Source organism: Citrobacter sp. JUb117 (assembly GCF_024809055.1).
In the GTDB taxonomy this organism is placed as follows: Bacteria; Pseudomonadota; Gammaproteobacteria; order Enterobacterales; family Enterobacteriaceae; genus Citrobacter; species Citrobacter gillenii.
Window position 1 is genome coordinate 306,523 of sequence record NZ_JANUFB010000006.1, and the last position, 15,969, is coordinate 322,491.

At 54.6% G+C, this 15,969-nt stretch carries 15 protein-coding genes and 1 pseudogene; 11 read left to right on the forward strand and 5 right to left on the reverse strand.

Annotation, left to right across the window (positions count from 1 at the left end):
* The first annotated feature begins 88 nt into the window (after positions 1–88).
* From ugpB to ugpQ, 5 genes are all read left to right on the forward strand, one after another.
* Positions 89–1,405, forward strand: coding sequence for a sn-glycerol-3-phosphate ABC transporter substrate-binding protein UgpB (gene ugpB / locus M2374_RS15920; protein ID WP_096759233.1), 1,317 nt, complete (start codon positions 89–91; stop codon positions 1,403–1,405).
* Positions 1,406–1,509: 104 nt separating this feature from the next.
* Positions 1,510–2,397: a sn-glycerol-3-phosphate ABC transporter permease UgpA gene (ugpA, locus tag M2374_RS15925; RefSeq protein ID WP_259155270.1), complete on the forward strand. Its 888-nt coding sequence runs from the start codon at positions 1,510–1,512 to the stop codon at positions 2,395–2,397.
* A complete protein-coding gene (gene ugpE, locus M2374_RS15930) occupies positions 2,394–3,239 on the forward strand; it encodes a sn-glycerol-3-phosphate ABC transporter permease UgpE (RefSeq protein ID WP_115257274.1) in 846 nt (281 codons plus the stop codon). Before ugpA ends, ugpE begins: the two co-directional genes overlap by 4 nt.
* A 1-nt stretch (position 3,240) precedes the next feature.
* Positions 3,241–4,311, forward strand: coding sequence for a sn-glycerol-3-phosphate import ATP-binding protein UgpC (locus M2374_RS15935; RefSeq protein WP_174361254.1), 1,071 nt, complete (start codon positions 3,241–3,243; stop codon positions 4,309–4,311).
* A complete protein-coding gene (gene ugpQ / locus M2374_RS15940; protein WP_115257276.1) occupies positions 4,308–5,051 on the forward strand; it encodes a glycerophosphodiester phosphodiesterase in 744 nt (247 codons plus the stop codon). Before M2374_RS15935 ends, ugpQ begins: the two co-directional genes overlap by 4 nt.
* On the opposite strand, the gene M2374_RS15945 is transcribed toward ugpQ, so the two are convergent.
* Complete coding sequence (locus tag M2374_RS15945) at positions 5,048–5,491, reverse strand: DUF2756 family protein (protein WP_096759238.1); 444 nt, start codon at positions 5,489–5,491, stop codon at positions 5,048–5,050. The genes ugpQ and M2374_RS15945 overlap by 4 nt on opposite strands.
* A gap of 118 nt (positions 5,492–5,609) precedes the next feature.
* Between M2374_RS15945 and ggt the strand changes: the two genes are divergently transcribed.
* Positions 5,610–7,352, forward strand: coding sequence for a gamma-glutamyltransferase (gene ggt, locus M2374_RS15950; RefSeq protein WP_096759239.1), 1,743 nt, complete (start codon positions 5,610–5,612; stop codon positions 7,350–7,352).
* A 47-nt stretch (positions 7,353–7,399) separates the two neighbouring features.
* Here ggt and M2374_RS15955 read toward each other — a convergent pair whose 3' ends face one another.
* Both M2374_RS15955 and yhhY read right to left on the reverse strand, forming a co-directional pair.
* Positions 7,400–8,284, reverse strand: a complete 885-nt coding sequence (locus M2374_RS15955; protein WP_135911279.1) for a hypothetical protein — start codon at positions 8,282–8,284, stop codon at positions 7,400–7,402.
* 44 nt (positions 8,285–8,328) lie between these two features.
* The gene (gene yhhY, locus M2374_RS15960; RefSeq protein WP_096759242.1) at positions 8,329–8,817 is read right to left on the reverse strand and encodes an N-acetyltransferase; all 489 of its coding nucleotides are present in this window, start codon (positions 8,815–8,817) and stop codon (positions 8,329–8,331) included.
* Between the two features lie 470 nt (positions 8,818–9,287).
* Here yhhY and M2374_RS15965 point away from each other — a divergent pair, with 470 nt between their 5' ends.
* The 5 genes from M2374_RS15965 (at position 9,288) to gntU (ending at position 14,279) form a co-directional block, all read left to right on the forward strand.
* Positions 9,288–10,325, forward strand: coding sequence for an oxidoreductase (locus tag M2374_RS15965; RefSeq protein WP_181688679.1), 1,038 nt, complete (start codon positions 9,288–9,290; stop codon positions 10,323–10,325).
* A 123-nt stretch (positions 10,326–10,448) separates the two neighbouring features.
* Positions 10,449–11,144 (forward strand): quercetin 2,3-dioxygenase, encoded by a 696-nt coding sequence (gene yhhW, locus M2374_RS15970; protein WP_115257283.1) that lies wholly within the window; start codon positions 10,449–10,451, stop codon positions 11,142–11,144.
* Positions 11,145–11,272: 128 nt separating this feature from the next.
* Positions 11,273–12,268, forward strand: coding sequence for a gluconate operon transcriptional repressor GntR (gene gntR / locus M2374_RS15975; RefSeq protein WP_096759245.1), 996 nt, complete (start codon positions 11,273–11,275; stop codon positions 12,266–12,268).
* Positions 12,269–12,408: 140 nt separating this feature from the next.
* Positions 12,409–12,939, forward strand: coding sequence for a gluconokinase (gene gntK, locus M2374_RS15980; protein WP_096759246.1), 531 nt, complete (start codon positions 12,409–12,411; stop codon positions 12,937–12,939).
* Positions 12,939–14,279, forward strand: coding sequence for a gluconate transporter (gene gntU, locus M2374_RS15985; protein WP_115257284.1), 1,341 nt, complete (start codon positions 12,939–12,941; stop codon positions 14,277–14,279). The genes gntK and gntU overlap by 1 nt, the downstream gene beginning before the upstream one ends.
* Before the next feature lie 88 nt (positions 14,280–14,367).
* Here the strand turns inward: gntU and M2374_RS15990 are convergent.
* Positions 14,368–14,658: pseudogene (locus M2374_RS15990) on the reverse strand (hypothetical protein); the annotation flags it as partial.
* Between the two features lie 557 nt (positions 14,659–15,215).
* A complete protein-coding gene (gene yhgN, locus M2374_RS15995) occupies positions 15,216–15,809 on the reverse strand; it encodes an NAAT family transporter YhgN (protein WP_003023480.1) in 594 nt (197 codons plus the stop codon).
* Between the last annotated feature and the right edge of the window lie 160 nt (positions 15,810–15,969).

Below are 15,969 nucleotides of genomic sequence, written 5' to 3' on the forward strand. Positions count from 1 at the left end.
ATTTTTCTGTCATTCGAGCATGTCATGTTACCCCCGCGAGCATAAAACGCGTGATATCGCGCATCCGGCACAACAAGAGAGATAACCGATGAAATCGTTACGACATACAGCTTTAGGACTGGCAATCAGCCTGGCATTTGCAGGTCAGGCACTGGCCGTCACCACTATCCCGTTCTGGCATTCAATGGAAGGCGAACTGGGTAAAGAAGTTGATTCACTGGCGCAACGTTTTAATGAATCCAATCCCGACTACAAAATCGTTCCGCAGTACAAAGGCAACTATGAGCAGAGCCTGAGCGCGGGGATCGCCGCATTCCGTACCGGTAACGCGCCTGCTCTGCTGCAGGTTTACGAAGTCGGGACGGCAACCATGATGGCCTCAAAGGCAATTAAGCCGGTCTATGAAGTGTTCAAAGAGGCCGGAATTAACTTTGATGAGTCTCAGTTTGTGCCGACGGTTTCCGGTTATTACACCGACTCTAAAACCGGACATTTGCTCTCCCAGCCGTTTAACAGCTCCACCCCGGTGCTGTACTACAACAAAGATGCCTTCAAAAAAGCCGGTTTAGACCCTGAACAGCCGCCAAAAACCTGGCAGGACCTGGCGGAGTACACCGCGAAGTTGAAGGCTGCAGGCATGAAGTGCGGCTATGCCAGCGGCTGGCAGGGGTGGATCCAGATTGAAAACTTTAGTGCCTGGAACGGTTTGCCGGTCGCCACTAAAAACAATGGTTTTGACGGTACCGATGCGGTGCTGGAGTTTAATAAGCCGGAGCAGGTGAAACATATTGCACTGCTGCAAGAGCTAAACAAGAAGGGTGATTTCAGCTACTTCGGGCGCAAAGATGAATCCACCGAGAAGTTTTACAGCGGTGACTGTGCGATTACCACTGCTTCTTCCGGCTCTCTGGCCGACATCCGTCACTATGCGAAATTCAACTATGGCGTCGGTATGATGCCGTACGATGCCGACGTGAAGGGTGCCCCGCAGAACGCGATTATCGGCGGTGCGAGCCTGTGGGTGATGCAGGGTAAAGACAAAGAAACCTACGCTGGCGTAGCGCAGTTCCTTAACTTCCTGGCGAAGCCTGAAATTGCGGCTGAATGGCACCAGAAAACGGGCTATCTGCCGATCACCACCGCCGCCTACGATCTGACCCGCGAACAGGGCTTCTATGACAAGAACCCGGGGGCGGATACCGCCACGCGTCAAATGCTGAACAAGCCACCGTTGCCGTTCACCAAAGGACTGCGCTTGGGCAATATGCCGCAGATCCGCACCATCGTGGATGAGGAACTGGAAAGCGTCTGGACCGGTAAGAAAACCCCACAGCAAGCGTTGGATACCGCCGTTGAGCGCGGCAACCAGTTACTGCGTCGCTTCGAGCAGTCGACCAAATCTTAAGTGTATAAGTGCCTGATGGCGCTGCGCTTATCAGGCCTACAGCGTTTGTAGGCCGGATAAGGTGCTTGCACCGCCATCCGGCACCTTCCAGGAAAATAACTGTCATGTCCTCATCCCGACCGGTGTTCCGCTCGCGCTGGCTACCCTATTTATTGGTGGCCCCGCAGCTGGCTATCACCCTTATTTTCTTTATCTGGCCTGCGGGTGAAGCGCTGTGGTATTCGCTACAAAGCGTCGATCCATTTGGTTTTTCCAGCCAGTTCGTGGGGCTGGATAATTTTGTCGCGCTGTTTCATGACCCGTACTACCTTGATTCGTTCTGGACCACCATCAAGTTCAGTACGTTAGTCACGGTAAGCGGTCTGTTGGTGTCGCTGTTTTTTGCCGCGCTGGTGAATTACGTGGTGCGCGGCAGCCGTTTCTACCAGACGCTGATGCTGCTGCCTTACGCGGTGGCCCCTGCCGTCGCTGCGGTGCTGTGGATCTTTCTGTTTAATCCAGGGCGCGGGTTGATTACGCATTTTCTCGGTGAGTTTGGCTATGACTGGAATCATGCGCAAAACAGCGGCCAGGCCATGTTCCTCGTGGTATTTGCCTCGGTCTGGAAGCAGATTAGTTACAACTTCCTGTTCTTCTTTGCCGCATTACAGTCTATTCCTCGCTCGCTGATAGAAGCCGCGGCGATTGACGGTGCGGGTCCAATCCGGCGCTTCTTCAAGCTGGCGTTGCCGCTGATTGCCCCGGTGAGTTTTTTCCTGCTGGTGGTGAATCTGGTTTACGCCTTCTTTGACACCTTCCCGGTGATTGATGCCGCCACGGCGGGCGGACCGGTGCAGGCGACGACCACGCTGATTTATAAGATCTACCGTGAAGGATTTGTCGGGCTGGATCTGGCGTCTTCCGCTGCACAATCGGTGGTGCTGATGTTCCTCGTTATTATTTTGACCGTGGTGCAGTTCCGCTATGTGGAAAGTAAGGTGCTTTACCAATGATTGAGAACCGTCGCTGGCTGACAATATTCAGCCATACCCTGCTGATTCTGGGGATCATGGTGATCCTGTTCCCGCTGTACGTTGCGTTTGTGGCGGCGACGCTGGACAACCAGGCGGTATATGACACGCCGATGACGCTGGTCCCCGGAACCCATCTGCTGGATAACATGCACACTATCTGGGTCAACGGGGTGGGCGTGAACAGCGCACCATTCTGGTTGATGATGCTCAACAGTTTCATCATGGCGTTCAGCATTACGCTGGGGAAAATCACAGTGTCGATGCTCTCCGCATTCGCCATCGTCTGGTTTCGCTTTCCGCTGCGTAATCTGTTCTTCTGGATGATTTTTATTACGTTGATGCTGCCGGTGGAGGTGCGAATTTTCCCGACGGTAGAGGTGATCGCCAACCTGAAAATGCTCGACAGCTACGCAGGTCTGACGCTGCCGCTGATGGCATCCGCCACCGCGACCTTCCTGTTCCGCCAGTTCTTTATGACCCTGCCAGATGAGCTGGTGGAAGCGGCGCGTATTGACGGCGCATCACCGATGCGTTTTTTCCGCGACATCGTGCTGCCGCTGTCAAAAACCAATCTGGCGGCGCTGTTCGTCATCACCTTTATTTACGGCTGGAACCAGTATCTGTGGCCGTTGTTGATTATTACCGACGTGAACCTGGGCACGGCGGTGGCGGGTATCAAAGGCATGATCGCCACCGGTGAAGGTACGACGCAGTGGAACCACGTGATGGCAGCTATGCTGCTAACGCTTATCCCTCCGGTAATCATCGTGTTAGCCATGCAGCGCGCGTTTGTGCGTGGCCTGGTCGATAGTGAGAAATAAAATGGCTGGTTTAAAACTACAGGCAGTAACCAAAAGCTGGGACGGTAAAACCCAGGTGATTAAACCGCTGACGCTGGACGTTGCGGACGGGGAGTTTATTGTAATGGTCGGGCCGTCCGGCTGCGGTAAGTCTACGCTGCTGCGGATGGTCGCCGGACTGGAGCGGGTGAGCAGCGGCGATATCTGGATTGAAAATAAGCGCGTCACCGAGATGGAGCCGAAAGATCGCGGTATTGCGATGGTGTTCCAGAATTACGCGCTCTACCCGCATATGAGTGTGGAAGAAAACATGGCCTGGGGGTTGAAAATTCGCGGCATGAGCAAAGCGCACATTGCCGAGCGTGTGAACGATGCCGCGCGTATCCTTGAGCTGAGCGAACTGCTCAAACGTCGCCCACGCGAGCTTTCCGGTGGCCAGCGTCAGCGTGTGGCGATGGGACGGGCGATTGTGCGCGAACCGGCAGTATTCCTGTTTGATGAGCCGCTTTCCAACCTTGATGCCAAGCTGCGCGTGCAGATGCGTCTGGAGTTACAACATCTGCACCGGCGACTGAAAACCACCTCACTTTACGTAACCCACGATCAGGTCGAAGCTATGACCCTTGCCCAGCGGGTACTGGTGATGAACAAAGGCGTCGCCGAGCAAATCGGTACGCCGGTTGAGGTGTACGAAAAACCGGCCAGCCGCTTTGTGGCGAGCTTTATCGGCAGTCCGGCCATGAACCTTCTGGACGGGCGTATCAGCGCCACGGGCCATCATTTTGAGCTGGATAGCGGCATGATGTTGCCCCTCGGCAAGGATTATTCACGCCATATTGGGCGTAACATGACGTTGGGTATCCGCCCGGAGCATATTGCGCTAAGCTCGCAGGCCGAAGGCGGCGTGCCGCAGGTGCTAGACACTCTGGAAATGCTGGGCGCGGATAACCTGGCCCACGGACGCTGGGGCGAGCAGAAACTGGTGGTGCGGCTGGCGCATCAGCATCGCCCGACGGCAGGCAGCACGCTGTGGCTGCATCTGCCCGAAAACCATATGCATCTCTTTGATGGCGAAACAGGACAACGAGTATGAGTAACTGGCCTTATCCCCATATTGTCGCCCATCGTGGTGGCGGTAAACTGGCCCCGGAAAACACGCTGGCGGCAATCGATGTGGGGGCGCGATTCGGGCATACCATGATCGAATTTGACGCGAAATTGTCAAAAGATGGCGAGATCTTCTTACTGCACGACGACAACCTTGAACGCACCAGCAACGGCTGGGGCGTCGCAGGGGAGCTGAACTGGCAGGATCTGCTGCGCGTTGATGCCGGGGGCTGGTTTAGCGGCGAGTTCAAAGGCGAGCCGTTGCCGTTGCTTTCTCAGGTGGCGGACCGCTGCCGTCAGCATCGCATGATGGCCAATATTGAGATTAAACCCACTACGGGTAGCGAGGCACTCACCGGCAGAGCCGTTGCGCTGGCAGCGCGTGAACTCTGGGCTGACATGACGCCGCCGCTGCTGTCATCCTTTGACATTGAGGCTCTTGAAGCTGCACAGCAGGCCGCACCGGAACTGCCGCGCGGGCTGCTGCTTGATGAATGGCGTGACGACTGGCGCGAACTCACGTCGCGGCTGGGCTGCGTTTCTCTTCATCTAAACTATACGCTGCTGGATGAAGCGCGTGTCGATGCGATACGTGATGCCGGGTTACGCATTCTGGTGTACACCGTCAACCGTCCCCAGCGCGCGGCAGAGCTATTGCGCTGGGGGGTGGATTGCATCTGTACCGATGCCATTGATGTCATTGGGCCGGATTTTCAGCCCTATTAAGGCCCAATCGTTTTTAACGGCACGTTAGGCTGCGGCGTGCTGGAGGGCTTAAGCATGTCGCCGTTCTTTTTCTCCGACAGCATTTGCTGCTGTTTATTCAGCGTGCTGTCCGGATTGCGGTTGGTGTTTAGCATCCCACCGTTGTTGTTGGGTAGCATTTGCTGTTGGCTGGTATTCAACTCCCCCGGCTGAGACTGGCGCACGCGCTGGGAATTGGTGTTGATCTGATTTTCCATATGCTGCTGTTGCATGCGCGTCTGCGTCTGCAACTGTTGGTTCAGCATCCCTTTCTGCTGAATTTGCTGTGATTGCATTTGTGTCTGCATCCGCTGCTGACTCGGGATCTGATAACCCGGTTGATTCGGGTTGTTCATGGTGTTGATGGGCTGTGCAAAGCCTGCAAACGGCAATAGCATGGCTAAAATCAAGAGTCGTTTCATCGCTTTTCTCCTCTCGGGGATCTCTTTAGTTTACTCCTTTCTCGTCGTTACGATGGTTATTTCAGAGTTATGCACCAGGCTTAGTGGGGGCAGACCCCCGTACATCTGGAGAATAACGATGATAAAACCGACGTTTATACGCCGGGTAGCCATTGCTGCTCTGCTCTCAGGAAGCTGTTTCAGCGCGGCTGCCGCACCGGCTGCGCCGCCAGTATCATATGGCGTGGAAGAAGATGTGTTCCATCCCGTGCGCGCGCAGCAGGGGATGGTTGCCTCCGTGGATGCGATGGCCACGCAGGTTGGGGTAGATATCTTAAAGCAGGGGGGTAACGCGGTAGATGCTGCCGTGGCCGTGGGGTATGCACTGGCGGTGACGCATCCCCAGGCGGGGAACCTGGGCGGCGGTGGATTTATGCTGCTGCGCACCAAAGACGGGAATACGACCGCTATCGATTTCCGTGAAATGGCGCCGGCTAACGCCACGCGTGATATGTTCCTCGACGATCAGGGCAATCCGGACAGTAAAAAATCGCTAACCTCGCATCTGGCTTCCGGCACGCCGGGGACCGTGGCCGGATTCTCGCTGGCGCTGGAGAAATACGGCACCCTGCCGCTCAACAAAGTGGTACGCCCGGCGATGAAGCTGGCGGCAGAGGGGTTTGTGGTAAACGATGCGCTGGCTGACGATCTCAAAACGTACGGCAGTGAAGTGATCCCCAACCACGAGAACAGCAAAGCTATTTTCTGGAAAGACGGCGAACCGCTGAAAAAGGGCGACAAGCTGGTACAGAAAAACCTGGCGAAAAGCCTCGAGATGATTGCCGAGAATGGCCCGGATGCGTTTTATAAAGGGGCGATTGCCGATCAGATAGCCGAGGAGATGAAGAAGAACGGCGGGCTGATGAGCAAAGACGATTTAGCCGCTTATAAAGCCGTGGAGCGTAAACCGATTAGCGGCGACTATCGCGGGTACCAGGTCTTCTCGATGCCGCCCCCGTCCTCTGGCGGTATTCATATTGTGCAGATCCTTAATATTCTCGAAAACTTCGATATGAAGAAATACGGATTTGGCAGCGCCGATGCCATGCAGGTGATGGCGGAGGCGGAGAAGTATGCTTACGCCGACCGCTCTGAATACCTTGGCGATCCGGATTTTGTGAAGGTACCGTGGCAGGCGCTGACCAACAAAGCGTATGCCAAATCGCTTGCCGAGCAGATCGATATCAATAAAGCCAAACCCTCCAGTCAGATCAAACCGGGCAAGCTTGCCCCGTACGAAAGTAACCAAACCACCCACTTCTCGGTGGTGGATAAAGACGGCAACGCCGTGGCGGTGACCTATACCCTGAACACCACCTTCGGCACCGGTATTGTGGCGGGTAACACCGGTATTCTGCTCAATAACGAAATGGATGACTTCTCTGCCAAACCGGGTGTCCCGAACGTTTACGGGCTGGTGGGCGGTGATGCCAACGCGGTAGGGCCGAATAAGCGCCCGCTGTCGTCCATGTCGCCGACCATCGTAGTGAAAGACGGTAAAACCTGGCTGGTTACCGGCAGCCCTGGCGGCAGTCGTATTATCACTACTGTGCTGCAAATGGTGGTCAACAGCATTGATTTTGGAATGAACGTCGCCGAAGCCACCAATGCACCGCGTTTCCATCATCAGTGGTTGCCGGATGAGCTGCGCATCGAGAAAGGCTTCAGCCCGGACACCATCAAACTGTTAGAACAGAAAGGGCAAAAAGTCGCGCTCAAAGAGGCGATGGGCAGCACCCAGAGCATTATGGTCGGGCCGGATGGCGCACTGTATGGCGCGTCTGACCCACGCTCCGTGGATGATTTAACGGCGGGGTACTAAGGTGGATGGCCTACATCGTGCTATACGCTGTAGGCCTTATCTGTCAGCTAGGGAACGTACTGTTGCTGTGATTCAGACCAGCGATATATGCGACTGCTTTTATCCTCAAGGTTAACACGCTCTACGTCATAAAAACCGGCGGTCTTTGCCGCGCGTATTTTCAGGATGTACTTACTTTCGCTGATGTCGTGCTGTCGTGTTCCGTCCTGATTCCAGTCCCCGGCGATATCCTGATATTGGTAAACAAGGTTGGAAAACACGTTGATTATCTTGTTGTCTTTAATCGCGTAGAGCTCCAGCACTTCATAAAATGCACCGCCGCCGGAATACGCATTTGAGTACCCGCCGCGTACCCCGAATGCCAGGGTATCGGGTGCGATCCGATAAGGGGCCAGATCCAGTTTGGTGTAATAAGCCAGCGGTTTGACGGACTCATCATCACTCTGCGCTTCGGCGTTTTCATTCCACGTTGAGAGCTGGTCCAGCGGTTTTTCTGAACGTGCGATCGGCTGCAACTGTTGATTCTGCCAGGAAAAAACGCCGAGATATAATTTATTGACGCGGCTGGTGCTGTAATTTTCCGGACAGCCGTTATCTGCGCGTTTCCTGGTTTGTTCTGCCTCTGCCTGATTATCGGCAAAACAGGCGACGCCAATGTATTTCCCGTTTTTGCCCCAGGCTTTGGCACCGGTCATAATCAGGTTTTTGGGGTCTTCATTCGGCGCAACCCAGCTAATCCATTGCGCCACCTCTAACCCTTGCGGCAGTTCACCAAACCCTTTGGCGGGCGTTGCCCCCATCATTTGCTCGGCGAAAATCTGCTTACCTTCCGGATGTTGAATGGCGTTGGGGATGGAATCCACATTTTGTACGGTCGTGGCGTAGCCGGGGGAAATCGTTGCCAGCAGAACCAGCGATAAAACCTTTTTCACGATGCGTCCTTTCAATAAAAAGGGCGAGATGACTCGCCCAACCATTACTTCACGCGCGCCATAAAGTACGCATCAACGTACTCACCGTTGCGCAGGCCATATTTCTTACCGGTCCCTTCGATTTCAAAGCCATACTTTTTGTACACCGCCACAGCAGGCTCATTATCGACAAACACCGTCAGCTCAATGCGCTCGACGCGCAGCCAGTTGTCGCACATGTCGATCATGGTGCGGATGAGCGCGCTGGCGACGCCGCGATTTTGCCAGCGGGCATCTACGCAGATCCCAAAATCAGCGACGTGACTGCGGCGCGGGCGCTGGGTGACTTCAATGCATAAGTGCCCCACGACAATATCATCAATGCAGGCAACCAGTTGTTTGACACCGGTGCGCTCGGCGAGCCGTTCTTGCCACATCTCCATGGAAGGATGAGGAACCTGTAGCGTATTGTGATACACCTCCGGCTGGGCATGGATTTGACGAATGGCGTCGTAATCTTTCTTTTCAGCGTGGCGTATCACTATCTCACTCATTCCTTATCTCCTGCAGGGTTAATTGTGTATTTACACTCGCTGAGAAAGAAAAATCCGTCAACTGCATTTTTTTGCAAAAAGAAGTAGACAAGTGCGAATGAGAATGATTATTATTGCTCTGCGTTCAGGGGAACCCTACGGAGAACCTGAAAGCACGACATTGCTCACATTGCTTCCAGTATTACTTTAGCCAGCTTTTGCTGGCTTTTTTTTTGGGGTTTTGTTTCAGCTTGGCTTACTTGCCATTTTGTCCCCGGGAAGTGCTCGTGCTCCTCACGTACATTTAGTACGCTCCGGGCCCTGCACGCTTGCCGTGAACAAACTGACCGCGACGCCGCCGGCCGATCTTGAGGCTACTGCTTTTGTAGGCCGGATAAGGCCACGCCGCATCCGGCACGATGACAGGATGGATTCAGTCTCCCCCCACTTTGCGCTATGGTGTAGGTAATCACCTTCAAAAGGATTGCCTCATGACCTTACACTGCGCATTCATTGGGTTTGGTAAAAGTACCACCCGCTACCATTTACCGTACGTTCTCAACCGCAAAGACAGCTGGCACGTGGCGCATATCTTCCGTCGTCACGCCAAGCCGGAAGAGCAGGCACCGCAATATTCACACATCCACTTTACCAGCGACCTCGACGAGGTATTAAACGATCCGCAGGTGAAGCTGGTGATCGTCTGCACACATGCAGACAGTCACTTTGAATACGCAAAGCGTGCGCTGGAAGCGGGTAAAAACGTGCTGGTGGAGAAACCGTTCACACCAACACTGGCAGAGGCAAAAGCGCTGTTCGAACTGGCGCAAAGCAAGGGGCTGATCGTTACGCCGTACCAGAATCGTCGCTTCGATTCCTGCTTCCTCACTGCCAAAAAGGCGATTGAGAGCGGCAAGTTGGGCGAGATTGTTGAAGTGGAGAGCCATTTTGACTACTACCGCCCGGTGGTGGAAACCCAGCCGGGTCTGCCGCAGGACGGCGCATTCTATGGGCTGGGCGTACACACCATGGACCAAATTATCTCGTTGTTTGGTCGCCCCGACCACGTTGCCTATGACATCCGTAGCCTGCGCAACAAAGCGAATCCTGATGATACCTTTGAAGCGCAGCTGTTCTACGGTGACCTGAAGGCTATCGTCAAAACCAGCCACCTGGTGAAAATCGACTATCCGAAGTTTATCGTTCACGGCACTAAAGGCTCGTTTGTGAAGTACGGTATCGACCAGCAGGAGACCAGCCTGAAGGCCAATATTATGCCGGGGGAACCCGGTTTTGCCGCCGATGATTCAGTGGGTGTGCTGGAATATGTCAACGATGATGGCATCACGGTGAAAGAAGAGATGAAACCGGAAGTGGGCGACTACGGCCGCATCTATGATGCGCTGTATCAGTCGCTGACCACCGGTATGCCTAATTACGTCAAGGAATCTGACGTTCTTACTAACCTCGAGATCCTCGAGCGCGCCTTTGAACAGGCAACGCCTGCCACGATAACCCTCGCCAAATAGCGCTAAGTGACGCCTCTGGGCTTGTTCATTTTTTTTGAACAGAGGCGTCAATTTTCACCCTCTATGATCCCTGAGTGATTGAGTCCACACTGACTCCATCGAAAACATCTGGGGGTGAACACAATGATCTTCTTACGCAAAGCAAACGACCGTGGTCATGCAAATCATGGCTGGCTCGATTCCTGGCATACCTTTTCGTTTGCCAACTACTATGACCCGAATTTTATGGGGTTCTCGGCACTGCGCGTGATTAACGATGACGTGATCGACGCAGGCCAGGGCTTTGGTACGCATCCCCATAAAGACATGGAAATCCTGACCTACGTACTGGAAGGTGCGGTGGAGCATCAGGACAGCATGGGTAATAAAGAGCAGGTACCTGCAGGTGAATTCCAGATTATGAGCGCCGGGACGGGGATCCGTCACTCGGAGTACAACCCAAGCGACACCGAGAAGCTGCACCTGTATCAGATTTGGATCATTCCGCAGGAAAACGGCATTACGCCACGCTACGAGCAGCGCCGTTTTGATGCCGCGCAGGGCAAACAGCTGGTGCTGTCGCCGGATGCGCGTGACGGTTCGCTGAAGGTTTACCAGGATATGGAGCTGTACCGCTGGGCGCTGCTCAAAGATGAGCAATCGGTACATCAGATAGCCGCGGAACGCCGCGTGTGGATCCAGGTCGTGAAAGGCAATGTCACCATCAACGGAACCAAAGCGTCCACCAGTGATGGTCTGGCAATCTGGGATGAACAGGCCATTTCGATTCATGCCGACAGCGACAGCGAAGTATTACTGTTTGACCTGCCGCCTGTATAACGTGCTGTAACCCTTGTAGGCCGGATAAGACGCGACAGCGTCGCCATCCGGCTTTTCATCGTTTGTCATTAAATCCGCACGTCCGTGGTAAACTCGGGGAATCTATCCCTTTTTAACGCTTCAGGACGATGAAAAAGAAAAGACCCGTACTTCAGGATGTAGCCGACCGCGTGGGCGTGACCAAAATGACGGTCAGTCGCTTTTTGCGCAACCCGGAGCAGGTCTCCGTGGCGCTGCGGGGCAAAATTGCCGCTGCACTTGATGAGCTGGGTTATATTCCCAATCGTGCTCCTGATATCCTTTCAAATGCTACCAGTCGTGCTATCGGCGTGCTGTTACCCTCTCTCACCAACCAGGTTTTTGCTGAAGTGTTACGCGGCATTGAGGCCGTGACTGACCGCCACGGTTATCAGACCATGCTGGCGCACTACGGCTATAAGCCCGAGATGGAGCAGGAACGTCTGGAGTCAATGCTATCGTGGAATATCGATGGCCTGATCCTCACCGAACGCAGCCACACCCCGCGTACGTTGAAAATGATCGAAGTGGCGGGGATCCCGGTGGTTGAACTGATGGACAGCCAGTCTCCGTGTCTTGATATCGCCGTCGGTTTTGACAACTTCGAAGCCGCCCGCCAGATGACCGCCGCCATTATCGCGCGTGGGCATCGCCACATTGCCTATCTGGGAGCGCGTCTGGATGAACGAACTATCATCAAACAGAGGGGCTACGAGCAGGCCATGCGCGACGCCGGTCTGGTGCCGTATAGCGTGATGGTGGAACAATCTTCTTCCTATTCGTCTGGTATTGAGCTTATCCGTCAGGCGCGGCGTGAATACCCGCAGCTGGACGGTGTGTTCTGTACTAACGATGACCTGGCGGTCGGGGCGGCATTTGAATGCCAGCGCTTAGGGCTGAAAATTCCGGATGATATGGCGATTGCTGGTTTCCACGGTCATGACATCGGGCAGGTGATGGAACCGCGTCTGGCGAGCGTGCTCACGCCGCGTGAACGGATGGGCAGCATTGGCGCTGAGCGTCTGCTGGCGCGTATCCGCGGTGAAGCAGTCACACCTAAAATGTTAGATTTAGGTTTCACCTTGTCACCGGGCGGATCTATTTAAGTCGACAAGTTTGACGTAGCTCACACTTATACACTTCGAGCACGAATGGATATTGCTTCTCCATTTGTCCGGCTGGACAATGTTACCGATAACAGTTACCCGTAACAATTCCTGATTCTTGTACCAGTGGGGGCAACGCTTTGAGCACGACTAATCATGATCACCACGTTTACGTTCTGATGGGCGTATCGGGCAGCGGTAAATCTGCTGTCGCCAGCGAAGTGGCGCATCAACTGCAGGCCGCGTTTCTTGATGGCGATTTTCTCCATCCGCGCAGCAACATCACGAAAATGGCCGCTGGTGAGCCGTTGAACGACGACGACCGTAAGCCGTGGTTACAGGCGCTCAATGACGCCGCCTTTGCGATGCAGCGTACCAACAAGGTCTCGCTGATCGTGTGTTCTGCGCTGAAAAAACACTATCGCGACCTGCTTCGCGAAGGCAATCCGAATCTCTCTTTCATCTACCTGAAAGGGGACTTCGACGTGATTGAAAGCCGCCTGAAAGCGCGCAAAGGTCACTTCTTCAAAACGCAGATGCTGGTTACCCAGTTCGATGCGCTGGAAGAGCCGGGTGCGGACGAAAGCGATGTACTGGTGGTGGATATCGATCAACCACTGGACGGTGTGGTAGCGAGCACCATTGAGGTTATAAACCAAGGCAGTAAGTAGTGACTACATTAACGCTTGTTTTAACAGCAGTAGGGTCTGTTTTATTACTGCTGTTTTTAGTAATGAAGGCGCGTATGCACGCCTTCGTTGCTTTGATGGTGGTGTCTATTGGTGCAGGTCTCTTTTCCGGTATGCCGCTCGATAAAATCGCGGCCACCATGGAAAAAGGGATGGGGGGCACGCTGGGCTTCCTGGCGATTGTGGTCGCTCTCGGTGCCATGTTCGGTAAGATTTTGCATGAAACGGGCGCAGTCGATCAGATTGCCGTCAAAATGCTGAAATCCTTTGGTCACAGCCGCGCGCACTATGCGATTGGTCTGGCCGGTCTGATTTGCGCATTACCGTTGTTCTTTGAAGTGGCGATTGTGCTGCTGATAAGCGTGGCGTTCTCGATGGCGCGCCACACCGGTACCAACCTGGTTAAGCTGGTCATTCCGCTGTTTGCGGGCGTGGCGGCAGCGGCGGCGTTTCTGCTGCCGGGGCCCGCGCCGATGCTGCTGGCTTCTCAGATGCACGCCGACTTTGGCTGGATGATCCTGATTGGCCTGTGTGCGGCGATCCCGGGCATGATTATCGCCGGGCCGCTGTGGGGCAATTTTATCAGCCGTTACGTTGAACTGCACGTGCCGGAAGACATTACCGAGCCGCATCTGGGTGAAGGCAAAATGCCGTCCTTCGGCTTCAGCCTGTCGCTGATCCTGCTGCCGCTGGTACTGGTGGGTCTGAAAACCATCGCCGCACGCTTTGTGCCGGTCGGTTCTTCAACCTACGAATGGTTCGAGTTTATCGGCCACCCGTTCACCGCGATTCTGGTGGCGTGCCTGGTGGCGATTTACGGCCTGGCCATTCGCCAGGGGATGCCAAAAGACAAAGTGATGGAGATCTGCGGTCATGCGCTGCAACCGGCGGGGATTATTCTGCTGGTGATCGGTGCTGGTGGCGTATTCAAGCAGGTGCTGGTGGATTCTGGTGTCGGTCCGGCACTGGGTGAAGCATTAACTGGAATGGGCCTGCCGATTGCCATCACCTGCTTCGTGCTGGCAGCGGCGGTGCGTATCATTCAGGGTTCTGCAACCGTGGCCTGCTTAACGGCGGTCGGTCTGGTGATGCCGGTGATTGAACAGCTGAACTTCTCCGGCGCGCAGATGGCGGCCCTGTCTATCTGTATCGCGGGTGGCTCTATCGTGGTCAGTCACGTGAATGACGCCGGTTTCTGGCTGTTCGGTAAGTTCACTGGTGCGACCGAAGCGCAAACGCTGAAGACCTGGACGATGATGGAAACCATCCTCGGCACGGTCGGTGCAATTGTCGGTATGATTGCTTTCCAGCTATTGAGCTGAGGGCATTGCCCGGTGGCGCTTGCGCTTACCGGGCCTACAAACGAGCACATTTCCACACCGTAGACCGGGTAAGCGCTACCCGGCTTTTTTATAGCACGACCAACCCTTCTTCTGTTTTCAGCCAGCGCGGCGCTTTTAGCGTATCGGCGAAATATTCCACCAGATCCTGCAGTAAGTCACCCGCCACGCGTTCCATCTCGTCAGACAGCGTTTTACTCATCAGCAGGTGCGTTAATAACTGACAGTAGCGCCCCATCTGGTCGGGTTCAGGCTCAAAGAGCGGAGAACGGGTGGGGAATGTTTCCACCGTCAGGCTGGCTTGCAGGTGATGCGGCACCGGTTCTGTCAGGGTCGGTTGCAATAACGCGAGGCAGGCCGTCCCCTCTGCCCGCATCCCTGCGGGCAGACCCGGTCAGCCGTCAACACTTCATCGATTTTCAGCCGGACCAGGGTGTCGCTTCAGCGCTCTGGCTTTCAGCTATATCCGTTTTGCTGTTCAGAGGTATTCAAGTAAAAGCTCAGGTGGTCAGGTGGTCAGGTGTGGGCTGGTCCGGCTGAAAATCGCTGAGTCGTTTCCTTAACGCCGGGGCGACACGCAAGGATGCGCGGCGAGGGCGCTGTTTGCATGGACGCTACCTGCGCCCGTCCCCGGAAGCGGGAAGGAATAAGATGAGGGAACCGCGAAGCGGCGATTTTCCTGCCGGAGAGCCGGGATTGTTAAGGGGGCTGCGTAGCCCCCTTAACACGTTCACCGGTGACGAGATCTCAGAGAAGCAATGAACATAACGTGAACGGAATCGTTCTCTGAAATACCATGCTCTCCAGCTTCAAAACGGTTGCCCGGTGGCGCTTGCGCTTACCGGGCCTACAAACGAGCACACATCCACATCGTAGGCCGGGTCAGGCGAAGCCGCCACCCGGCGTAATATGAGTGCGTCACCCCTTCATCCACATCCGTACGCCATCGAGGAACATCTGGGTTGCCATCATCACCAGAATCAGCCCCATCAGGCGCTCAAGCGCGTTAACCCCTTTCTCACCCAGCAGGCGCAGGAACAGCGACGACTGCAATAAAATCACAAAAGTTCCGCCCCAGGCGATCAGCAGGGCAATCACCAGATGTCCCATCTGATTCGGGTACTGATGCGACAACAGCATCAACGACGCCAGGATGGTGGGGCCCGCCACCAGCGGAATGGCCAGTGGAACGATAAACGGCTCTTCGCCTGCGGGCAGTCCGGTGCTGTTACCGGTGGCGCTGGGGAAAATCATCTTGATGGCGATCAGGAACAAAATGATGCCCCCGGAGATGGAGACGGTTTCCGCGCGCAGGTTAAGAAATGCCAGAATTTTCTCGCCCGCAAACAGGAATATCAGCATCACCAGCAGCGCAATAAACAGCTCGCGAATCATAATTGCGCGACGGCGTTTCGGTTCAGTATGTTTCAATACGGACATGAAAATGGGCAGATTTCCGAGTGGATCCATAATCAGGATCAATAAAACTGCCGCTGAAATGATTTCATTCATAACTCAAATTCCCTGATAATTACCGCGGACTTTCTGCTTGCGAGCGCAGCGGGATAAGTCGCATTACTGATGGCTTCGCTATCATTGATTAATTTCACTTGCGACTTTGGCTGCTTTTTGTATGGTGAAGGATACGTCACAGGATAATGGCGTACATACA

What these genes read in the sequence shown, in the direction of transcription:
- M2374_RS15965 (WP_181688679.1), top strand. Translation starts at nt 9,288, where the DNA reads ATGACCTTACACTGCGCATTCATTGGGTTTGGTAAAAGTACCACCCGC.
- ugpQ (WP_115257276.1), top strand. Translation starts at nt 4,308, where the DNA reads ATGAGTAACTGGCCTTATCCCCATATTGTCGCCCATCGTGGTGGCGGT.
- ugpB (WP_096759233.1), top strand. Translation starts at nt 89, where the DNA reads ATGAAATCGTTACGACATACAGCTTTAGGACTGGCAATCAGCCTGGCA.
- gntR (WP_096759245.1), top strand. Translation starts at nt 11,273, where the DNA reads ATGAAAAAGAAAAGACCCGTACTTCAGGATGTAGCCGACCGCGTGGGC.
- ugpE (WP_115257274.1), top strand. Translation starts at nt 2,394, where the DNA reads ATGATTGAGAACCGTCGCTGGCTGACAATATTCAGCCATACCCTGCTG.
- M2374_RS15935 (WP_174361254.1), top strand. Translation starts at nt 3,241, where the DNA reads ATGGCTGGTTTAAAACTACAGGCAGTAACCAAAAGCTGGGACGGTAAA.
- yhhY (WP_096759242.1), bottom strand. Translation starts at nt 8,817, where the DNA reads ATGAGTGAGATAGTGATACGCCACGCTGAAAAGAAAGATTACGACGCC.
- M2374_RS15945 (WP_096759238.1), bottom strand. Translation starts at nt 5,491, where the DNA reads ATGAAACGACTCTTGATTTTAGCCATGCTATTGCCGTTTGCAGGCTTT.
- ugpA (WP_259155270.1), top strand. Translation starts at nt 1,510, where the DNA reads ATGTCCTCATCCCGACCGGTGTTCCGCTCGCGCTGGCTACCCTATTTA.
- ggt (WP_096759239.1), top strand. Translation starts at nt 5,610, where the DNA reads ATGATAAAACCGACGTTTATACGCCGGGTAGCCATTGCTGCTCTGCTC.
- yhhW (WP_115257283.1), top strand. Translation starts at nt 10,449, where the DNA reads ATGATCTTCTTACGCAAAGCAAACGACCGTGGTCATGCAAATCATGGC.
- yhgN (WP_003023480.1), bottom strand. Translation starts at nt 15,809, where the DNA reads ATGAATGAAATCATTTCAGCGGCAGTTTTATTGATCCTGATTATGGAT.